Source organism: Nocardia sp. NPDC049935, from assembly GCF_055586645.1.
The window spans coordinates 119,474-135,812 of sequence record NZ_JBVJHV010000002.1; the positions used below are offsets into that span (position 1 = coordinate 119,474).

The following is a 16,339-nucleotide window of genomic DNA, read 5'->3' on the forward strand; positions in this document are numbered from 1 at the left end:
ACAGCCCCAGATGATGCGCCGGAATCCGGCGCCGGGGCAGCGTGGCCGTCCGACCGAACGCTACGAACCACCCCGGGCCTGGTCACAGTCGCCCGATGGCCGCCCCGCACCGCCCGGGCGCCGGCCCGGACCGCCCGGCGGCAAGGGCGCGCCCGGCCCCCACGCCCCCACCCAACGGCCGGTGCCGTACCGGGGCGCCAAGCACGCACCCACCCAGCGGCCCGAACCCTTCCGCGACGACCGCCGCCGCCCGCCGCCACCGGATGGGAACCGGCCCTACGGCGGCCGGGGGGCGCCCCGGCCCCGGCCCCGCCGTAAACGTCATATCGGCCGCTGGCTCCTGGTGATCCTGCTGGTGCTGATATTCGGACTGGTCTACGCCGTGGTGAAACTCGACGGTTCGCTCACCCGGATCGACGCGCTGGGCGGATACGAGGACCGGGTCGGCGGTACCGCCGGCACCAATTGGCTCCTCGTCGGTTCCGACAGCAGGTCCGGGCTCTCCGAGGAACAGACGGCGGGTCTGTCCACCGGCGGCGATGCCGGCGACCCGCGCACCGACACCATCATCCTGGTGCATATCCCGCCGTCCGGCCGCACCACACTGGTGAGCCTGCCGCGCGATTCCTATGTGAGCATCCCCGGCTACGGCCAGGACAAACTCAACGCCGCCTTCGCCTTCGGCGGCGCACCCCTGCTCACCCAGACCGTGGAAACCGCGACCGGCCTGCGTATCGACCACTACGCCGAGATCGGTTTCGCCGGTTTCGCGGGAGTCGTGGACGCCCTGGGCGGAATCGATATGTGCGTCCCCCAGGCCATCAACGATCCGCTGGCCGGCCTCGATATTCCCGCTGGCTGCCAGGAACTGAGCGGACCGCAGGCGCTCGGCTTCGTCCGCACCCGCGCCACCGCCCTGGCCGATATCGACCGGATGAACAACCAGCGGATGTTCCTGTCCGCGCTCCTGGAAAGGGCCACCAGTCCCGCCACCCTCGCCAACCCCTTCGCCCTCTGGCCCATGGCGAGCAATACGGCGAAATCCTTGACCGTCGACTCCGGCGACCACATCTGGGACCTCGCCCGCCTCGCGTGGGCGCTGCGCGGTGACACCCTCGCCACCACCGTCCCCGTCGGCGGATTCGAGGACACCGACAGCGGCAATGTGGTCCTCTGGGCCAAACCCGACGCCGCCGATTTCTTCGAAGCCCTCGCCAACGGCGACCCGGTCCCCGAACAAGTCTCCGCCAACTGACCCGCGCCGCAACCCTGGTCCGGCGATCCGCCGAACCCAACCCGGATGGTCCTCCTGGTGACCGGTCCTCCCCTGAACAGCCCACCACTAGACTTCGAGCCTCACAAGACCCTGAATGGGTTCGGCCCGCGCCTGCTGTCAGCACTCGAAGCGCATGCGGCGCAGCCGCGAGTCTCGAGTGCTGACAGCAGGCGCTCAGAAGGGCCGAACCCCGCGCGGCGAAGCCGCGCCTAGAATTACAGCATGAGCGATAGTGATCTGGCTCAACCGTTCATCGCCCTGCTGCGGGCTCAGGTCCGGCACGGATTGACCGCGTCACAGCAGTATCTGGCTGCCGCCGTGTATTTCGATATTCAGCGGTTACCCCAATTGGCCGGGCACAGCTATCGGCGTTCCGAGGAACACCGCGGGCATGCTCTGCGGATTGTTCAGTATTTGATCGACCGTGAGTTGGAGATCACTATCGGCGGTTTGGGGGAGGTGCGCGAGACATTCGAGTCCCCGCGCGCCGCTGTCGCTTTTCTGCTGGCCAGGGAGCAGACGTCGACCGATCAGATCACCGAGTTGGCGCGGGTCGCGAGGGAGTGGGGAGATTTCCTGGGCGAGCGGTTCGTGAGCTGGCTGCTGGACTGCGAACAGCAGGATGTCGCAGGTATGTCCACTTTGTTGGCCGTTGTGGACAGGTCGGCCGGGGATATGTTCGACGTGGAGGAGTTCGTCGCGCGCGAACTCCGTTCCACCCCCGCACCGGCAGGTGGATCCGTCCCGAAAATGGCGGGTTCCGGGCCGAAGAAATAAGGCAATACTATCCTTAATTGGTTGAGGCAACACTATCCTCATTAAGGCTGCACTTGGATGACAGTGCGTGTTTCCGGCGTTAATGTCAAGGCATGTCCAATCATCCGGAAAGCCCGCGCAGCAAATTCCACGGCCTGCTGCATGACCAGATTCGGCACGAGTTCAACGCCGAGCATCAGTACATCGCCATCGCCGTGTGGTACGACAATGCCGATCTCCCGCAGCTGGCGAAGCGCTTCTACTCGCAGGGGCGCGAGGAGCGCAATCACGCGATGATGATCGTCCAGTACTTCCTGGATCGCGATATCAGCGTCGATATCTCGGGTGTCGACGCGGCGAAGTCGAAGTTCGAGAACGCCCGCGAGCCGATCGCGATGGCGCTCGATCAGGAGAAGACGGTTACCGACCAGATCGTCCAGCTGGCCAGCACCGCCCGCGAGGAGGGCGATTACCTCGGCGAGCAGTTCATGCAGTGGTTCCTGAAGGAGCAGGTGGAAGAGGTGGCAAAGATGACCACCCTGCTCACCGTCGCCGATCGGGCGGGTTCGAACCTGTTCGATCTCGAGGAGTTCATCGCCCGGGAGATGAGCGATGATCCTTCCTACGCCTCGGGCGCGCCGTCCGTGGCCGGCGGTCATATCTGATTTTCGGCTGACGACCCGTCTCGCGTCGGCGCCGGTGCGGAATGCGCACGGGGGGCAGCCGACGGGGGGGCTCCGGGTCGCGCCCGGGTGATGATTGATGGGAGCATCGGCCGTCCCGGCCTACTGCGCCGAGGTCGGGCGGCCGATGCTCCGGTACGTCAGCCGGCGCCGGGTCGTTGTGTCGGCTGACGTGGTGTCGCCGGGGGGTTCCAGAAACGGCGACCTCTGAAACCTAGCCGAGATCGGCCTCAGAAAGAAGAGTTTTTCGGAAAATCCTCCGATTTATTCAGCGAAGCGTGACCTGCCGTGACCGCAGACCGTCCCGGGAGCGCCGCTGATCGGAGGTCAGGGGGGAATCCACCGCCAGCGCATCGGCCAGGCGAGCACCGAATTCCGTTGCGGGCGTGTTCCATTCGCTGGCATGCCGCTCCGGGTCCAGGTCGAAGACCGGAACCAGCAGCCCGTGGGTCCGGAACGACCCCGCGAAGCGCGAGCCCTCGCCCAGATGCAGACCGCCCGCGGCGTGCAATCGGGCCAGCGCCAGCATCAGATCGTCTTCGGCCTCCGGCCGCACCCACCGCAGATGCGCCTTGTCGCCCGCGTCGACCCACCAGGGGGCGCCGATCTCCGCCGAACCCAGATCCAGCCGGTCCGAGGGCATGATCGCGTCTTTGGCCTGCTCGATGGTCGCCGCGACCTGCGGATCGGGTTGTACCCCTTCGGGAACCCACCAGTCGAAGTCCTGATGCACCGTCAGCGCCAGTGGCGCATCCGCCACGATGACGTCCGAGAGCGCCGGACCACCGGGTGCGGCGTGCGCGACGGCCAGCGATTCGCCCGGTTCGGCCGATTGGGTCCACAGGATCGAGGCCGCCAGATCGGCGCCCGGATCCGCGCTCGGTGTCTGGACCTGGACTCCGATATATCCGGTCGGCCGGTCTCCGGCACGCACCAGCGCCGAAACCGCACCCGGCAGAACGGTGGCCAGGGTGACCGCGCGCTCGGCGGCGATATGGTCCGCGAGCGTCAATTCGGCGGTGGCCGAGGGGACGAACTCGCGCAGTGCCACCAGATCGCATTCGGCGGCCAACCCCTGGAAGGGCCGGGTCACGGCCTGTTCGGCCTCCTGCAACGCCGCCCGCCGTTCGGCCAGGCGCTGGGCCCGGTTGCCGCCGGGCTTCGGACTATTGCGTTTGCTCTTACCCACGGCTGGTCAAGTTACACGCCGGAGCCGTCCGGCCAGCGCACGCCACACATTTCGGCTGTTCACGCGTGCACGTCAGCCGTTGGCCAGCACAGCTTTGGCCCGGCCGGGATGGTTGGTGGCCACCCAGCTCACGCCCAGATCGGCGCACAACTGCATATCGTCGGGTTCGTCGACGGTCCAGCAGTAGGTGGCCCGGCCGGCGGCAGCGGCCTTGTCCACCAGATCGGGATGATCCCGAAGGGTTTTCACGGAAGGCCCCACCGCGGTCGCGCCGACAGTGGTGGCCGCGCTGCCGCCGAGGTAGCGCGATGACTCGCCGAGCAGGACCGTCGGCAGCAGCGGCGCCGCGCGACGGATCCGCCAGACCGCGGTGGCGGCGAACGACATCACCACCGCCCGGGAATGCGCGGCCGAGGCCGGTGTCGCGATTCCGAACCGCTGCAGTTCGGCGAGCACCTTGTTCTCCACCAGCGACCCGTATCGCACCGGATGTTTGGTCTCGATGAACAATTTGGTGGGACGACTGCGCCAGTCCAGCACCAGACCGATCAATTCGCTGAGCGTCAGTACGCCGGCCGGATTTCCGTCCCCGAAGTCCAGATCCTTCAGTTCGGCCAGGGTGAGTTCGCTGACCAGGCCGCTACCGCTCGACGTCCGGTCCACCGTGCGGTCGTGCACGCAGACCAGATGACCGTCGCGGGTGAGCCGGACATCGCATTCCACCCCGTCCGCGCCCTCTTCCAGGGCGAGCTCGTAGGCCGCCAGGGTGTGCTCCGGGCGGGCCGCCGAGGCGCCCCGGTGGGCGACCACGAACGGTGCGCGACCGCCCTGGACCGATTCGCCACTGCCCTCGCTCACTTGGCCGCAACCTCCTGTGGTGCCTCGAGGGCGCCGTCCCGGGAATCGTCGGTCCCGGCGTCCGCCGCCGTGCCCACCGTAGCGCCAGGCCCCGGATGTACCGGTTCGATGAGCGGTTCGACCGGATCGACGGCGATCACCCAGCGCCGGGCAAGCCGATCGGCGCCGCGCAGATCACGGCCCTCGATCGTGCGCATGACCCACAGGGTCAGCACCGCGACCCCGGCGGCCAGGGCGTCGGTCGCCGCGGTGAACAGGACCCCGTCCGCTTCGGCCTGCAGCGAATCCGCACCGCGCCAGAACAGGGCCGCCACCGCGACCAGCCCGCCGAACACCCAGACCGCCCACCAGATGCGTACGGCCCGCAACGGACGGGGGTCGGTGCGACCGGCGACCGCTTCGGTCAGGAATACCCCGGGAAAGACGAGATTCACCACCGGAACGAGGCAGCCGAGGGCGAGCATGCGCGGGGATCTGGGGTCCGTGCGCCCCTGGGCGGCGAAGAGCACCCGGCGCACCTCGATCAGCCAGCCGAGCGCGGCCACGGCCGAAACGAGCGCCATGATCAGCGCGAACAGCGCGGAGGTGTTCACCAGCGCATCGGAGAACCACAGCAGGGGCGGTTCGATCAGATGGGTGCGGTTGCGCAGGAGCAGCAGGTACCGGCCCAGTTCGGCCACCGCGGCGACCCCGAACAGCAGCGCGGTGGCGTACAGGGCGGTGTAGGCCCAGCGGGTCAGGGTGGTGAGGGGGCGTGGTTTCTCCCGGTCCGCGTCGGCGACGGGGCGGTCGTAGAGCCCCCAGCGGGGGATCTCGGCGTACCGGGGCGTTCCGGTATCGCGTCCGGCGACCGTGGAGTGGCCGGGCCGGGCGGGACGCCCGGGACGCCGCGCGATCCAGCGATAGTTACGCCGCTCCGGCGGGGCGTCTATCGGCCCCGGAGAGAGCAGGACGCCGCGGCAGCGCGGGCACCAGTGCATCGGAGACCCCTGCACTGCCCAGCGTGTACCGCAGCGGGCACAAGGCTGCACCACCGTACTCACCGCGCACCTCGCTCTTCGTCAGTAGATCTTCGCGGGCTCGTCACCCTCGCCGGTCAGCGGACGACCGGTCTGCTGCCAGGCCACCATCCCGCCCACCACGTTCACCGCTTCGTACCCCACCGCCATGAGGTATTTCACGGCCTCGAGCGATCGGCCGCCCTGACGGCACACCACATACAATTCGGCATCGGGATCCAGTTCGCCGTAGCGGGCCGGAACATCGGACAGCGGAATGTGCACGGCACCGGGCGCATGGCCGAGCTGCCATTCGTCGTCCTCACGCACATCGAGCAGGACGGCTGCCGCCGCTTCCCCGGGCGGACGGTCGAATTCTGCCGGTACGGACTCGACCGGTACCGACGGGACTCCGAAGCTCACTCCTCAGATCCTGCCACAACCCCCCGGACCCCTGCCCGGCTCCGGTGGGAGCGGGGACGCCTACGGCCTACACACCGGTCCCGAGGACGACTCGCACCGACACGCCGGACACGGCCGGAGGTTCGCTGGATGGATGCCGAAGCGCAATGCGCAACCCGGGCACCGGCGGATCATCGGCCGGATTCATAACCCATACACATAACTCACAACCAGAGTCTCTGATATCAGCTATCATTCAGCGCACCATTATGCCAGCTACCCTGCGATATGCGGGATGACCTGCGGCAACGGTGGACTCGAACGGCCGATCCGGTACTCCCCTCCAACAATCCCGGAGCGACCGCTCGGCCACCGGCTCGGGCCACGCCCCGTTGCGTGACCCGATAACCAATTGGACGCCGGGCACCCGCATTCGGTTCCATCGAGATTCCAAAACGGCAAAATCCCGAGATCCAGGCATTGACCTCGGTAATCTGGCGCCATGACATCCACCAGGGGGTTACTCGACGGATTGGACGTGGCCGGACTCGACACAGCACTGTCGGAGGCCGGATGCCTCGGACTGGAAGTGGATTCCGAGGGCAAACGCCTGGAACTCGAACTAGAGATACTCAGCCTGCCGGAGCAAATGCCGGGCATCGCGGTGGACGGATCGGCCACGTCCACCCAGCCGACCCGGGTACGGCTGGTATTCCACGGCATCACAAGAATTGCCGCTTCGTTGCGGATGCAACGATGGGACGATCTGGAACCGCGTATCCTGCCGCTGGAGCTGTCCGGGCTCGGCGCCGCGGTGTTCAGCTTCGGCGGCAGCCGGTTGCACGGCTGGGAATTCATCGACCTCGACGACAGCGGCTGGGCGCTGTGGAGCGAACTGCTCAGTTTCGACACCACCATCGACACCCGGATCGCCCGGCATGTCCTCGAGTTCTCCCAGGAAGAGGGCATCGACCCACGGGAACTCGATATCCGGGTCTGGTTCGACACGGTCACCGCGCACCGCTCGGACGGCACCGCGATACCGCTGCCGGAACTGGTGTCCGGCTCGGAACGCTGGTGGGCCGCCCACGACAAGGGTGACCCGCGTGCCACCCATCCCGGGATCGCACCCCCGCTGTGATCCGGGACCCCGGAAACGTGTCCGGCCGGCCCGCGTCCGACCGCCCACCGGGCCGGCGGACGCGGGCCGTGCCGGCCCGGTGTGAATTCCGTCCCCGCACCCGGTAGCGCGCGCTCTGATTCTTTTCGATCCCTTTCGGGCGACCCGCAGCATGCATCGAACAAGACGGGGTAAGCACCTGTGGGTTCGATCGGAAATGGTCCGGTTCGCTCCGATGTGGAATGGTGGGGTGTCGGGGCGAGTTGGACCGATCGGGTGTACGAATGGTCGGGAGCATCCCGCACAGGGAGCACTCGACCCGACAAGGAAGGGACATCGTGGCTGAGTACACGCTGCCAGATCTGGATTACGACTACGCCGCCCTGGAGCCGCATATCTCCGGGCAGATCAACGAAATTCACCACTCGAAGCATCACGCCGCCTACGTGGCCGGCGTGAACACCGCACTGGAGAAGCTCGAAGCCGCGCGCGAAGCCGGTGATCACGGCGCAATCTTCTTGAACGAGAAGAACCTCGCTTTCCACCTCGGCGGTCATGTCAACCACTCCATCTGGTGGAAGAACCTCTCCCCCAACGGCGGCGACAAGCCGGTCGGCGATCTGGCCGCGGCCATCGACGACCAGTTCGGCTCCTTCGACAAGTTCCGCGCGCAGTTCACCGCGGCGGCCAACGGTCTGCAGGGCTCGGGCTGGGCGGTCCTCGGCTACGACACTCTCGGCCAGAAGCTGCTCACCTTCCAGCTCTACGATCAGCAGGCCAACGTGCCGCTGGGCATCATCCCGCTGCTGCAGGTCGATATGTGGGAGCACGCGTTCTACCTGCAGTACAAGAACGTGAAGGCCGACTACGTGAAGGCTTTCTGGAACGTGGTCAACTGGGCCGACGTCCAGGAGCGTTTCACCAAGGCCACCAGCCAGGCCAAGGGCCTCATCTTCGGCTGATCGCCCCCACGGGCGCTACGCGACCGGAACCCGCGGACCCGCTGTCCGCGGGTTTTTCCGCGTCCACCCCCCGATCTGGCACTCTCTGGTACTTGTGTGCCAGACCACTTCTGCGCGATCCTCGTCTTTCACAGTGTTCGAGGACGGGCAGGGCCGCCCCCGGTATCCGTACGGGAGGCATTATGCGCAGCAACGCACCGATCGGGGTCACGCCGTTCCACGCCGCCGGCACGCTGCGCGGATTCGTCATCTCGGGCCGCTGGCCGGATACCACCAAGGAATGGTCACAACTGCTGGTCCTGGCCGTGCGGGTCGCCTCGATGCCGGGCCTGCTGTCCACCTCGACGATCTTCGGGGTGCGCGAGGAACTGCCCGACGACCCGGCACCGGATACGGTCGGCCTGGTGATCTCCGAAGGCCCGGTCCTCGGCGAGGACGGCGTCCAGCCGGGGCGGTTCGCCGAACATATCCCTCCGGCCCTGTTCATGCTGCATCCACCGGCGGAAACCAACCCCTCGCTGCCCGAATGCAGCGGCGCCGCCTCCGGCTGCGTCCTGCTCCCGGGGATCCCCCATCTGGGCCTCGAGCATCGCGCGGCCTGGGCCGAGGCGGAAGCCGACGGCACCGTGACCTCGCTGGTGAGCCGGGTCGGGCTGGATCCGATCAGCGACCCCGATACGGCCGTTCTCGCCATGCTCCTGACCGCGGCCTGACCGGCACGACTTCACGCACGTCCACGCCGAATCGAGCCGTGACCTGCGCGGAAGTCCGTTTGCCACAAGGATGCCGGTACGAAATTCCGGGTCCCCTGACAGCGGATTTCAGGCTACCCTAAATCTTCTGGACGCACCGCCAAACATATTGTCGCGGTGGGTATTTGGAATCGTAGTCGTTGCCTCGCCTCGAGTGATGCGGTATGGTTGCCGACAGCGAAGGGGAGTAGCCCCCAATCACGCGATCGACATACTGACCCACCGCCTGCCGGTGGGTCCGGGCGCGTGAACCGGACACCCCGGTGGGCGAGACCTTCGGCGGACAGCAGTGATGTTGTCGGCCGGAGACGACCCCGAATCCGGCCGGCGAACCGGATTATCGGGAGCCCTCGGATGATCGCCACCATCGGACTCGCCATCGGCATCGTTTTTCTCGCCGAACTGGGTGACAAGTCCCAGCTCATGGCCTTGACGTTCGCCCTGCGCTACCGCTGGTGGGTCGTGCTCGGCGGTATCGCCGTCGCCACGGCCTCGGTCCATGTGATCTCCGTGGCGATCGGTCACTTCCTGGGCGCCGCCCTGCCCACCACAGCGATCGCGGTGGTGGCGGCACTGACCTTCCTCGCGGTCGGAGTGTGGACGCTGCGGGAACTCGTCACCGGCGGTCCCGATGACGAGGAACCGGCGTCCCGGCTGGTCACGGCCGCGCCGTTCTTCGTCGTTCTGTCCGCATTCCTGCTGGCCGAACTCGGCGACCGCACCATGTTCGCCACCGCGGCGCTGGCCACCGACAACAACTGGGCGGCGGTCTGGCTCGGATCCACCATCGGCATGGTGGCCGCGGACGCGCTCGCCATCGCCCTCGGCATCCTGGTGGGCAAACATCTGCCCGAACGCGCCATCGGATTCGGATCCGGGCTGCTCTTCCTCTTCATCGGCGCGCTGACCGGTCTCACCACCGCGGCGCCCACCCTCGGGATCCCGGTGGCGATCGGCCTCGCCCTGCTCGTGCCGGCGGCCGCCGGCGGCGTCCTCTGGCTGCTGACCAGCCGTTCTCTTATCCGGAACCCGTCTGCGACCGAGGCCGGACCGGCCGGAATCGAGGAGGCGCGGTCGGAGGATCCGCGGTAAGCATCGATCCCCGGGAAGCGCAAGGGGACCGTCCACGAACCTCGGGCACCCACGGGTTAGGGTGCAATTGACGTCAGGCCAACTGGCCAGTCACGAACGAGAGGACCATCGTGGAGATTTCGGGTTCCGCCGCCATCGTCACCGGGGGCGCGTCCGGTCTGGGCGCCGCCACCGCCAAGCGTTTCGCCGATCTGGGCGCCACCGTCTTCGGGCTCGACGTACCGCAGTCGATCGAGCGCGCCGGCGATAACGTGCCCGACGGGGTCACCCTGCTCGCCGCCGATGTCACCAGCCACGAAGAGGTCGAAGCGGCCGTCGCCAAGGTTGTCGAATCGGGCACTCCGCTGCGGATCGTCGTCAACTGCGCCGGTGTCGGCTGGGCCGGGCGCATCCTGTCCAAGAACGGCCCGCACGATCTCGAGCTGTTCCGCACCGTCATCACCGTCAACCTGCTGGGCACCTTCAACGTGATGCGCCTGGCCGCCGACGCCATCGCCAAGACCGACGCCGTGGACGAGGCCGGTCAGCGCGGTGTGGTCATCAACACCGCCTCGGTCGCCGCGTTCGAGGGCCAGATCGGCCAGATCGCCTACTCCGCCTCCAAGGGCGGCGTGCACGGTATGACCGTCCCGGCCGCGCGTGACCTCGCGCAGTTCGGCATCCGGGTCAACACCATCGCCCCCGGGATCATCGACACCCCGATGCTGGCCGGTGTCACCGAGGAGTACCGCCAGGGCCTGGAGGCCGGTGTGCCGTTCCCGTCGCGCCTGGGCCGCCCGGACGAGTACGCGCAGCTCTCGCAGTACATCGTCGAGCACGACTACCTCAACGGCGAGACCATCCGCATGGACGGCGCGCTGCGTATGGCGCCGCGGTAGTTCCGTCGATACGACGCCCGCCGGACCGGTACGTACCCGGTCCGGCGGGCGTTCTTCGTATCCACGGCGGTACAGGGCCTCGGCTCAGCCGGCGCTGCCCGTTCCCAGGCCACTGCGCCAGGCGTCGCATACGGCACGATCGGCCGACGGACGGTCGCCGCCTTCGAGACGGCATCCCTGGCCGGTATATCCCTCCCGGTCGAAACCGAAGCGATCGAAACCGAAAGCGTTGTATCCCGAACGGTCGAAACCGCTACGGTCGCGGCCCGAACGGTCGAAACCGAAGCGGTCGTAGCCGAAGCGGTCGTAACCGGCGCGGTCGTAACCGGAGTTGTCGTAGGGGCCGATGTCGGGAGGGACCACTGGCACGGTAGGTGCTGCCGGCGGCGGAGCGGCAGGCGTCGTGACGGGCGGTGCGGGGTCGGGTTCGCCGAACGCGGGTGCCGCGGCAACCGTGGACCCCAGCATCAGCGCCCCCAGCAATGCGATCCGGAGTGACGCGCTGCCGGCGCGGCGGCGCACAACAGAAGCTGTCGGCATTGTCGATCTCCTATCCGGAAGGCTCGATATGCCTTCCGGATGCTCAATCGACACGGTCCGTGAATTGCTTACACTTCGCAGGTAAAGAAACTTTTACCCGGCGAATTTCGGGACCGGCTCGGAACAGCTGCCGCACAGAACGTTTCGAGCAACAGATCCGGAGGTCGCGGGACCGGCCGACCGATGCGGTCGGCCGGTCCCGATTCCAGAAACCGCCGCGCTGCGCGGACGGCAGTTTCACCGGAGAAACCCTCGCGGCGCCTCAGAGCGTGCGGGTCAGCCGGTCGGCGAGGATCTGGGCGAACTTCGCCGGATCCTTCAGCTCGCCGCCCTCGGCGAGAACCGCGGTGCCGTAGAGGAGTTCGGCCGTTTCGGCGAGTTCGGGCACCTTGCCCTCGTCGGCGTCCTGCTTACGGGAGTCGTAGGCGTCGCGCAGGCCGGTGACCAGCGGATGGGTGGGGTTGAGTTCCAGGATCCGCTTGAACTGCGGCAGCTCCTGGCCCGAGGCCCGGTACATCCGTTCCAGCATGGGGGTCATATCGAAGACATCACCCACCAGGCAGACCGGTGAACTGGTCAGCCGCGAGGTCAGGCGGACCTCCTTGACGCTGTCCTCCAGGGTTTTACCCAGCCAGGTCAGGACCTCGGAGAAGTCCTTGTCCTGCTGTTCGCGCAGGGCCTCGGATTCCTTCTTCTCCTCCTCGGTCTCCAGGTCGACCTCGCCCTTGGCGATCGACTGGAACGTCTTGCCGTCGAACTGCGGGACCGAGCCCACCCACATCTCGTCGACGGGGTCGGTGAGGATCAGCACCTCGCGGTCCTTGGCGCGGAATGCCTCCAGATGCGGCGACTTCTCCACCTGCTCGCGGGATTCCCCGGTCATGTAGTAGATCGCGTCCTGCCCCTCGGGCATGCGCTCCACGTACTGCGCCAGCGTGGTCGCCTCCGTGTCGGAATGCGTGGACGCGAACGACGACACCTCGAGAATGGTCTCCTGGTTGTCGTAATCGGAGACCAGGCCCTCCTTGAGCACCCGCCCGAACTCCTGCCAGAAGGTGCGGTACTTCGCCTGGTCGTCGGCGCCCTGCAGCTCCTTGACGGTGCTCAGCACCTTCTTGACCAGCCGCTTGCGGATCATCTGGATCTGGCGGTCCTGCTGCAGGATCTCTCGCGATACGTTCAGCGACAGATCCTGCGCGTCCACGACACCCTTGACGAACCGCAGGTACTCCGGCATCAGCTCTTCGCAGTTGTCCATGATGAACACGCGCTTCACGTAGAGCTGCACACCGCGCTTGTGCTCGCGGGTGAACAGGTCGAACGGCGCCTGCGAGGGCAGGAACAGCAGCGCCTGGTATTCGAATGTGCCCTCGGCCTTGAGCGCGATGGTCTCGAGCGGCTCGTCCCAGGCATGGCTGACATGCTTGTAGAACTCGTGGTACTCCTCCTCGGAGACCTCCCCGCGCGGGCGGGTCCACAGGGCCTTCATCGAGTTGAGCGTCTGCTCCTCGACGACGGTCTTCTCCTCCTTGTCCTCGCCCTCCCCCTCGGTGACGGTGCGCTCGACCTGCATCCGGATCGGCCACGCGATGAAATCCGAGTACTTCTTGACGATCTCGCGGAGCTTGTGCTCCTGGGTGTAGTCGAAGAGATGATCCTCGGCGTCGGCCGGTTTCAGGTGCAGCGCCACCGAGGAACCCTGCGGGCCCTCGTCGAGGGTTTCGATGGTGTAGGTGCCCGACCCGGCCTCGGACTCCCAGCGCGTCACGGCGTTCTCCCCCGCCTTACGCGTGGTGAGCACGACCTTGTCCGCCACCATGAAGGTCGAGTAGAAGCCGATGCCGAACTGACCGATCAGTTCTTCGGCCGCGGCATCGGATTTCGCCTCGTTGAGTTTGCGGCGGAGTTCGGCGGTCCCGGATTTGGCCAGGGTTCCGATCAGATCGACCACCTCGGCGCGCGACATTCCGATGCCGTTGTCCCGGACGGTCAGGATCCGCTGATCGGAGTCGACCTCCAGCTCGATATGCAGGTCGTCGGTATCGACATGCAGATCCTTGTCCCGATAGGACTCCAGCCGCAGCTTGTCCAGCGCGTCGGAAGCGTTCGAGATCAGCTCCCGCAGAAACGTGTCCTTGTTGGAGTAGACCGAGTGGATCATCAGCTCGAGCAGCTGATGGGTTTCGGCCTGGAACTCGAGTTGTTCGACGTGCTCAGTCACGGTGGACAATGGTAATCAAGCCTGTGCGGGGCTCGTCCGCAGGTCGGGTGCGGCTCCCGGCGGACCGGCGAAATCGCTCAGCGCCGGCACCTCGCGTTCGGCGCTGTGCTCCCGCGCGGTGGCGGGATTCATCCATTCGCGCAGCACCGCGGTCGCGCGGACATCGTCCTCGTTGTATTCGAGCAGGCGAGTGCGCTGGGTGAGATCGGGAGCGTCGTCGTAGCCGACGGCCCGCCGGTACCAGCTCATCGACGCCTCCCCGCCGGCCTCCGGATCCCGCCACGCGAACCCGGCGACGGGCGCGATCTTCTTGAGCCCCTTACCGCTCGGGCAGATGAACTGATCGGTGACGGCCTGGAACATATCGACCCACTGGATCGAATCGACGAATGCGGTGACCTCGGCCTCTGTCGGGACACCGGGCCGTCCGGCGAACCGGCGCGCGGATTCGTAGAGCCATTTGTCCTCGGCCGAACGGGAATAGCAGTAGGCGGCGAAGGTCTTCCCGGCGGCGACGGCCCGGTCGCGGATATCCATCAGCCACACCCAGAACTCCGCGAAGGAGCGTCCCTCGTCCTCGGTCGGCAGTGGATCCCAGGTGACGAACGGCTTGTACACACCGTCGAGCAGGGTGCCCCACAGATACGCGCCGTCCTCCTGGTAGCTCTCCAGGTCGACATCCACCTCGACATCGGCGCGCCGCACCCAGACCTGATCGAACCGGCGCACCAGGGGCGCGTCCACCAGCCAGGCACGGGCGGTGACCACGGTTTCCTCGAACGGGCCGTGCTGCCAGTCCTCGGGTTCGGGGCCGGTCCAGGCGGCGAGTTCGTCGATGGTCCGGACGCCGTGGCCGCGCAGCACCTCGGCCCGGGACCCGGGCGCCACCACGCTCACATCCCGGTGCTCGTTGAGCCAGGTCTGGCAGCCGCCGCCGGGGCCCCGGTTCCACCAGATGCACTGCCGGCATTCGGGAACCTTGGACGGAACGGTGGATGCCTGCCCGCGGACCACCGCGATCCGGTCGGCATAGCGTTTGTCGTAGTCGAGCAGGACCGGCCGCAGATCGTGCACCAGGATCCGGTCGAAATGGAATCCGATGACCCCGCCCACCGGCGTGGACGGCGCCAGGCCGAGCCGCTCCAGCATCCGGTAGACATGGGCCAGGCGCTGCTGGTCGCGTGGCTGCTGCCGGAGTTTGCGGGCCCGGTCCGGTTCGGGATGCCAGCGCAGCAGATCCGAGGTCAGCGGATGGAATTCGGCGGGGGCGGGACGGCGCGGATCGGTGACCTTGTGGTTGACCACGATCACCGGGATATAGCCGCCGCGCGGGTCGCGCCAGAAGATCTCGGCGCCGCCGCGGCGGCCGGTATCGGGTTCCTGCGGCAGCAATCCGCCCCAGATGCGCTCGGCTCCCGCTTCGCAGGCGCGCAGCGTGGCCGCGGCCCGGTCGCGGGCGGACAGGGTGGGGTCGATGATCACCCAGCTCTCGGGATCGGCGGCGACCAGCGTGTCCCGGACCCGTTCCCGGTGGGCCTGCGCGGCGGCCCGGCGCTGTTGTACGCCCGTGTCCTCACGGACCTCGGCCAGCATCTCCGGATACGCGGCGTCCATGCCGAGGCGGTGGCGACATCCGATCAGACCCCTCGCGTCGAGAAACGCGGGTCTGCCGCCCGCGGCGGCGATCTGCCCCGTGAGCACGGGGAACCCGCGCCGCTCGCCCGCGGCGGCGGAGTCATCTTCTCGGTCGACACTGCCCGGTTGCACGCAAGCAGTATGGTCCCTGCCCCCGACACCCCCGCCAATCGAGCACCCCGGGCAGCCCGGCGCGACGGAGTCTGTCGCGGGTTGGGGGCGGAAACCGATAGGGTGTCGGCGAACCGTGTGACACGGGTGAACGGTGCGGTTTACGTGTCGTATCGCCGTAGCGAACCAGCATGACGGAGGGCCTTCGATGGGGTTGTTCACCAAGCGCAAACGGCGGCCGAGTCGACGGGCCGAGGCCAAGGCTCTGAAGCACAAGGCCGCCATGGAGGCCAAACTCGGCGCGAAGAACGAACGCAGAAAGCAGCGTTCGGACGCCCGGTCCCAGCGCAAGGTCGCCAAGGCCCAGGTAGCCGCCCTGCAGGCCGAGGAGAAAGCCGCCCTCAAGACCGCCGCCCGCGCCGAACGCGACCCTTTCAGCCCGGGTCAGGTCAAGAAGTACATCGGGGTGGCCCGGGTGCTGGTCCCGGTGCTCGCCCCGCTGGCCTACCGCGGCGCGACCTACCTCCGCGGGCAACTCGACGCCCGCCGGGCCCGCCGCCTCGGGGTGGGGGTGGACAAACTCGGCGACTATCCCGGGCACGGTGGCCGGTTGCAGGCGCGTATCGCCAACACCGAAGCGGCCCTGGACAAGATCGCGAACGGTAACGCCGGCAAGGACAAGGACATCCAGCAGTTCATCGGCGCCACTCGCAGCCGGCTCGACGCGCTGTCGGCCGCGGTCCGCACCGCCGATCAGATGCCGGCCGCCCGGCGGCGTTCGGTGCACACCTCGATCGGCACCGAACTGTCCCGCATCGAGGCGGACGTCCTCGCCCGCCTCGGCGTCGCCTGATCCGCGGCGGGCC

General features: G+C 67.5%; 16 protein-coding genes. 9 read left to right on the forward strand and 7 right to left on the reverse strand.

Going from position 1 to position 16,339, the window contains the following annotated elements:
- Positions 1 to 10: 10 nt before the first annotated feature.
- From ACZ6SF_RS08805 to ACZ6SF_RS08815, 3 genes are all read left to right on the forward strand, one after another.
- Positions 11 to 1,255 (forward strand): LCP family protein, encoded by a 1,245-nt coding sequence (locus ACZ6SF_RS08805; protein ID WP_466061470.1) that lies wholly within the window; start codon positions 11 to 13, stop codon positions 1,253 to 1,255.
- Positions 1,256 to 1,498: 243 nt separating this feature from the next.
- The gene (locus ACZ6SF_RS08810; RefSeq protein WP_466061471.1) at positions 1,499 to 2,053 is read left to right on the forward strand and encodes a ferritin; all 555 of its coding nucleotides are present in this window, start codon (positions 1,499 to 1,501) and stop codon (positions 2,051 to 2,053) included.
- A 92-nt stretch (positions 2,054 to 2,145) separates the two neighbouring features.
- Positions 2,146 to 2,697, forward strand: a complete 552-nt coding sequence (locus ACZ6SF_RS08815) for a ferritin (protein WP_466061472.1) — start codon at positions 2,146 to 2,148, stop codon at positions 2,695 to 2,697.
- A gap of 286 nt (positions 2,698 to 2,983) precedes the next feature.
- Here the strand turns inward: ACZ6SF_RS08815 and ACZ6SF_RS08820 are convergent, their stop codons facing one another.
- The 4 genes from ACZ6SF_RS08820 to ACZ6SF_RS08835 all read right to left on the reverse strand — a co-directional run bounded on the left by ACZ6SF_RS08820 (position 2,984) and on the right by ACZ6SF_RS08835 (position 6,183).
- Entirely contained in the window at positions 2,984 to 3,904 is a 921-nt protein-coding gene (locus ACZ6SF_RS08820) for a DUF5926 family protein (RefSeq protein WP_466061473.1), read from the reverse strand.
- A gap of 72 nt (positions 3,905 to 3,976) precedes the next feature.
- Complete coding sequence (locus ACZ6SF_RS08825; protein WP_466061474.1) at positions 3,977 to 4,762, reverse strand: glycerophosphodiester phosphodiesterase; 786 nt, start codon at positions 4,760 to 4,762, stop codon at positions 3,977 to 3,979.
- Entirely contained in the window at positions 4,759 to 5,757 is a 999-nt protein-coding gene (locus ACZ6SF_RS08830; RefSeq protein WP_466061475.1) for a DUF4328 domain-containing protein, read from the reverse strand. Before ACZ6SF_RS08830 ends, ACZ6SF_RS08825 begins: the two co-directional genes overlap by 4 nt.
- A gap of 66 nt (positions 5,758 to 5,823) precedes the next feature.
- A complete protein-coding gene (locus ACZ6SF_RS08835; RefSeq protein WP_466061476.1) occupies positions 5,824 to 6,183 on the reverse strand; it encodes a rhodanese-like domain-containing protein in 360 nt (119 codons plus the stop codon).
- 481 nt (positions 6,184 to 6,664) lie between these two features.
- Between ACZ6SF_RS08835 and ACZ6SF_RS08840 the strand changes: the two genes are divergently transcribed.
- The 5 genes from ACZ6SF_RS08840 to ACZ6SF_RS08860 all read left to right on the forward strand — a co-directional run bounded on the left by ACZ6SF_RS08840 (position 6,665) and on the right by ACZ6SF_RS08860 (position 10,966).
- Entirely contained in the window at positions 6,665 to 7,303 is a 639-nt protein-coding gene (locus ACZ6SF_RS08840) for a hypothetical protein (protein ID WP_466061478.1), read from the forward strand.
- Positions 7,304 to 7,620: 317 nt separating this feature from the next.
- Positions 7,621 to 8,244, forward strand: a complete 624-nt coding sequence (locus ACZ6SF_RS08845) for a superoxide dismutase (RefSeq protein WP_357425666.1) — start codon at positions 7,621 to 7,623, stop codon at positions 8,242 to 8,244.
- Between the two features lie 182 nt (positions 8,245 to 8,426).
- Positions 8,427 to 8,957, forward strand: a complete 531-nt coding sequence (locus ACZ6SF_RS08850) for a peptidase (protein ID WP_466061479.1) — start codon at positions 8,427 to 8,429, stop codon at positions 8,955 to 8,957.
- A 393-nt stretch (positions 8,958 to 9,350) separates the two neighbouring features.
- Positions 9,351 to 10,088, forward strand: a complete 738-nt coding sequence (locus ACZ6SF_RS08855) for a TMEM165/GDT1 family protein (RefSeq protein ID WP_466061480.1) — start codon at positions 9,351 to 9,353, stop codon at positions 10,086 to 10,088.
- Between the two features lie 110 nt (positions 10,089 to 10,198).
- Positions 10,199 to 10,966, forward strand: coding sequence for an SDR family NAD(P)-dependent oxidoreductase (locus ACZ6SF_RS08860; RefSeq protein ID WP_466061481.1), 768 nt, complete (start codon positions 10,199 to 10,201; stop codon positions 10,964 to 10,966).
- Between the two features lie 84 nt (positions 10,967 to 11,050).
- Here ACZ6SF_RS08860 and ACZ6SF_RS08865 read toward each other — a convergent pair whose 3' ends face one another.
- The 3 genes from ACZ6SF_RS08865 to ACZ6SF_RS08875 all read right to left on the reverse strand — a co-directional run bounded on the left by ACZ6SF_RS08865 (position 11,051) and on the right by ACZ6SF_RS08875 (position 15,428).
- Positions 11,051 to 11,560, reverse strand: a complete 510-nt coding sequence (locus ACZ6SF_RS08865) for a hypothetical protein (protein WP_466061482.1) — start codon at positions 11,558 to 11,560, stop codon at positions 11,051 to 11,053.
- A gap of 208 nt (positions 11,561 to 11,768) precedes the next feature.
- Positions 11,769 to 13,727: a molecular chaperone HtpG gene (htpG, locus tag ACZ6SF_RS08870; protein ID WP_466061483.1), complete on the reverse strand. Its 1,959-nt coding sequence runs from the start codon at positions 13,725 to 13,727 to the stop codon at positions 11,769 to 11,771.
- 15 nt (positions 13,728 to 13,742) lie between these two features.
- A complete protein-coding gene (locus ACZ6SF_RS08875; protein ID WP_466062225.1) occupies positions 13,743 to 15,428 on the reverse strand; it encodes a TM0106 family RecB-like putative nuclease in 1,686 nt (561 codons plus the stop codon).
- Positions 15,429 to 15,681: 253 nt separating this feature from the next.
- Between ACZ6SF_RS08875 and ACZ6SF_RS08880 the strand changes: the two genes are divergently transcribed.
- On the forward strand, positions 15,682 to 16,326 hold the full coding sequence (locus ACZ6SF_RS08880) for a DUF6474 family protein (RefSeq protein ID WP_466061484.1): 645 nt from the start codon (positions 15,682 to 15,684) through the stop codon (positions 16,324 to 16,326).
- Positions 16,327 to 16,339: the final 13 nt, after the last annotated feature.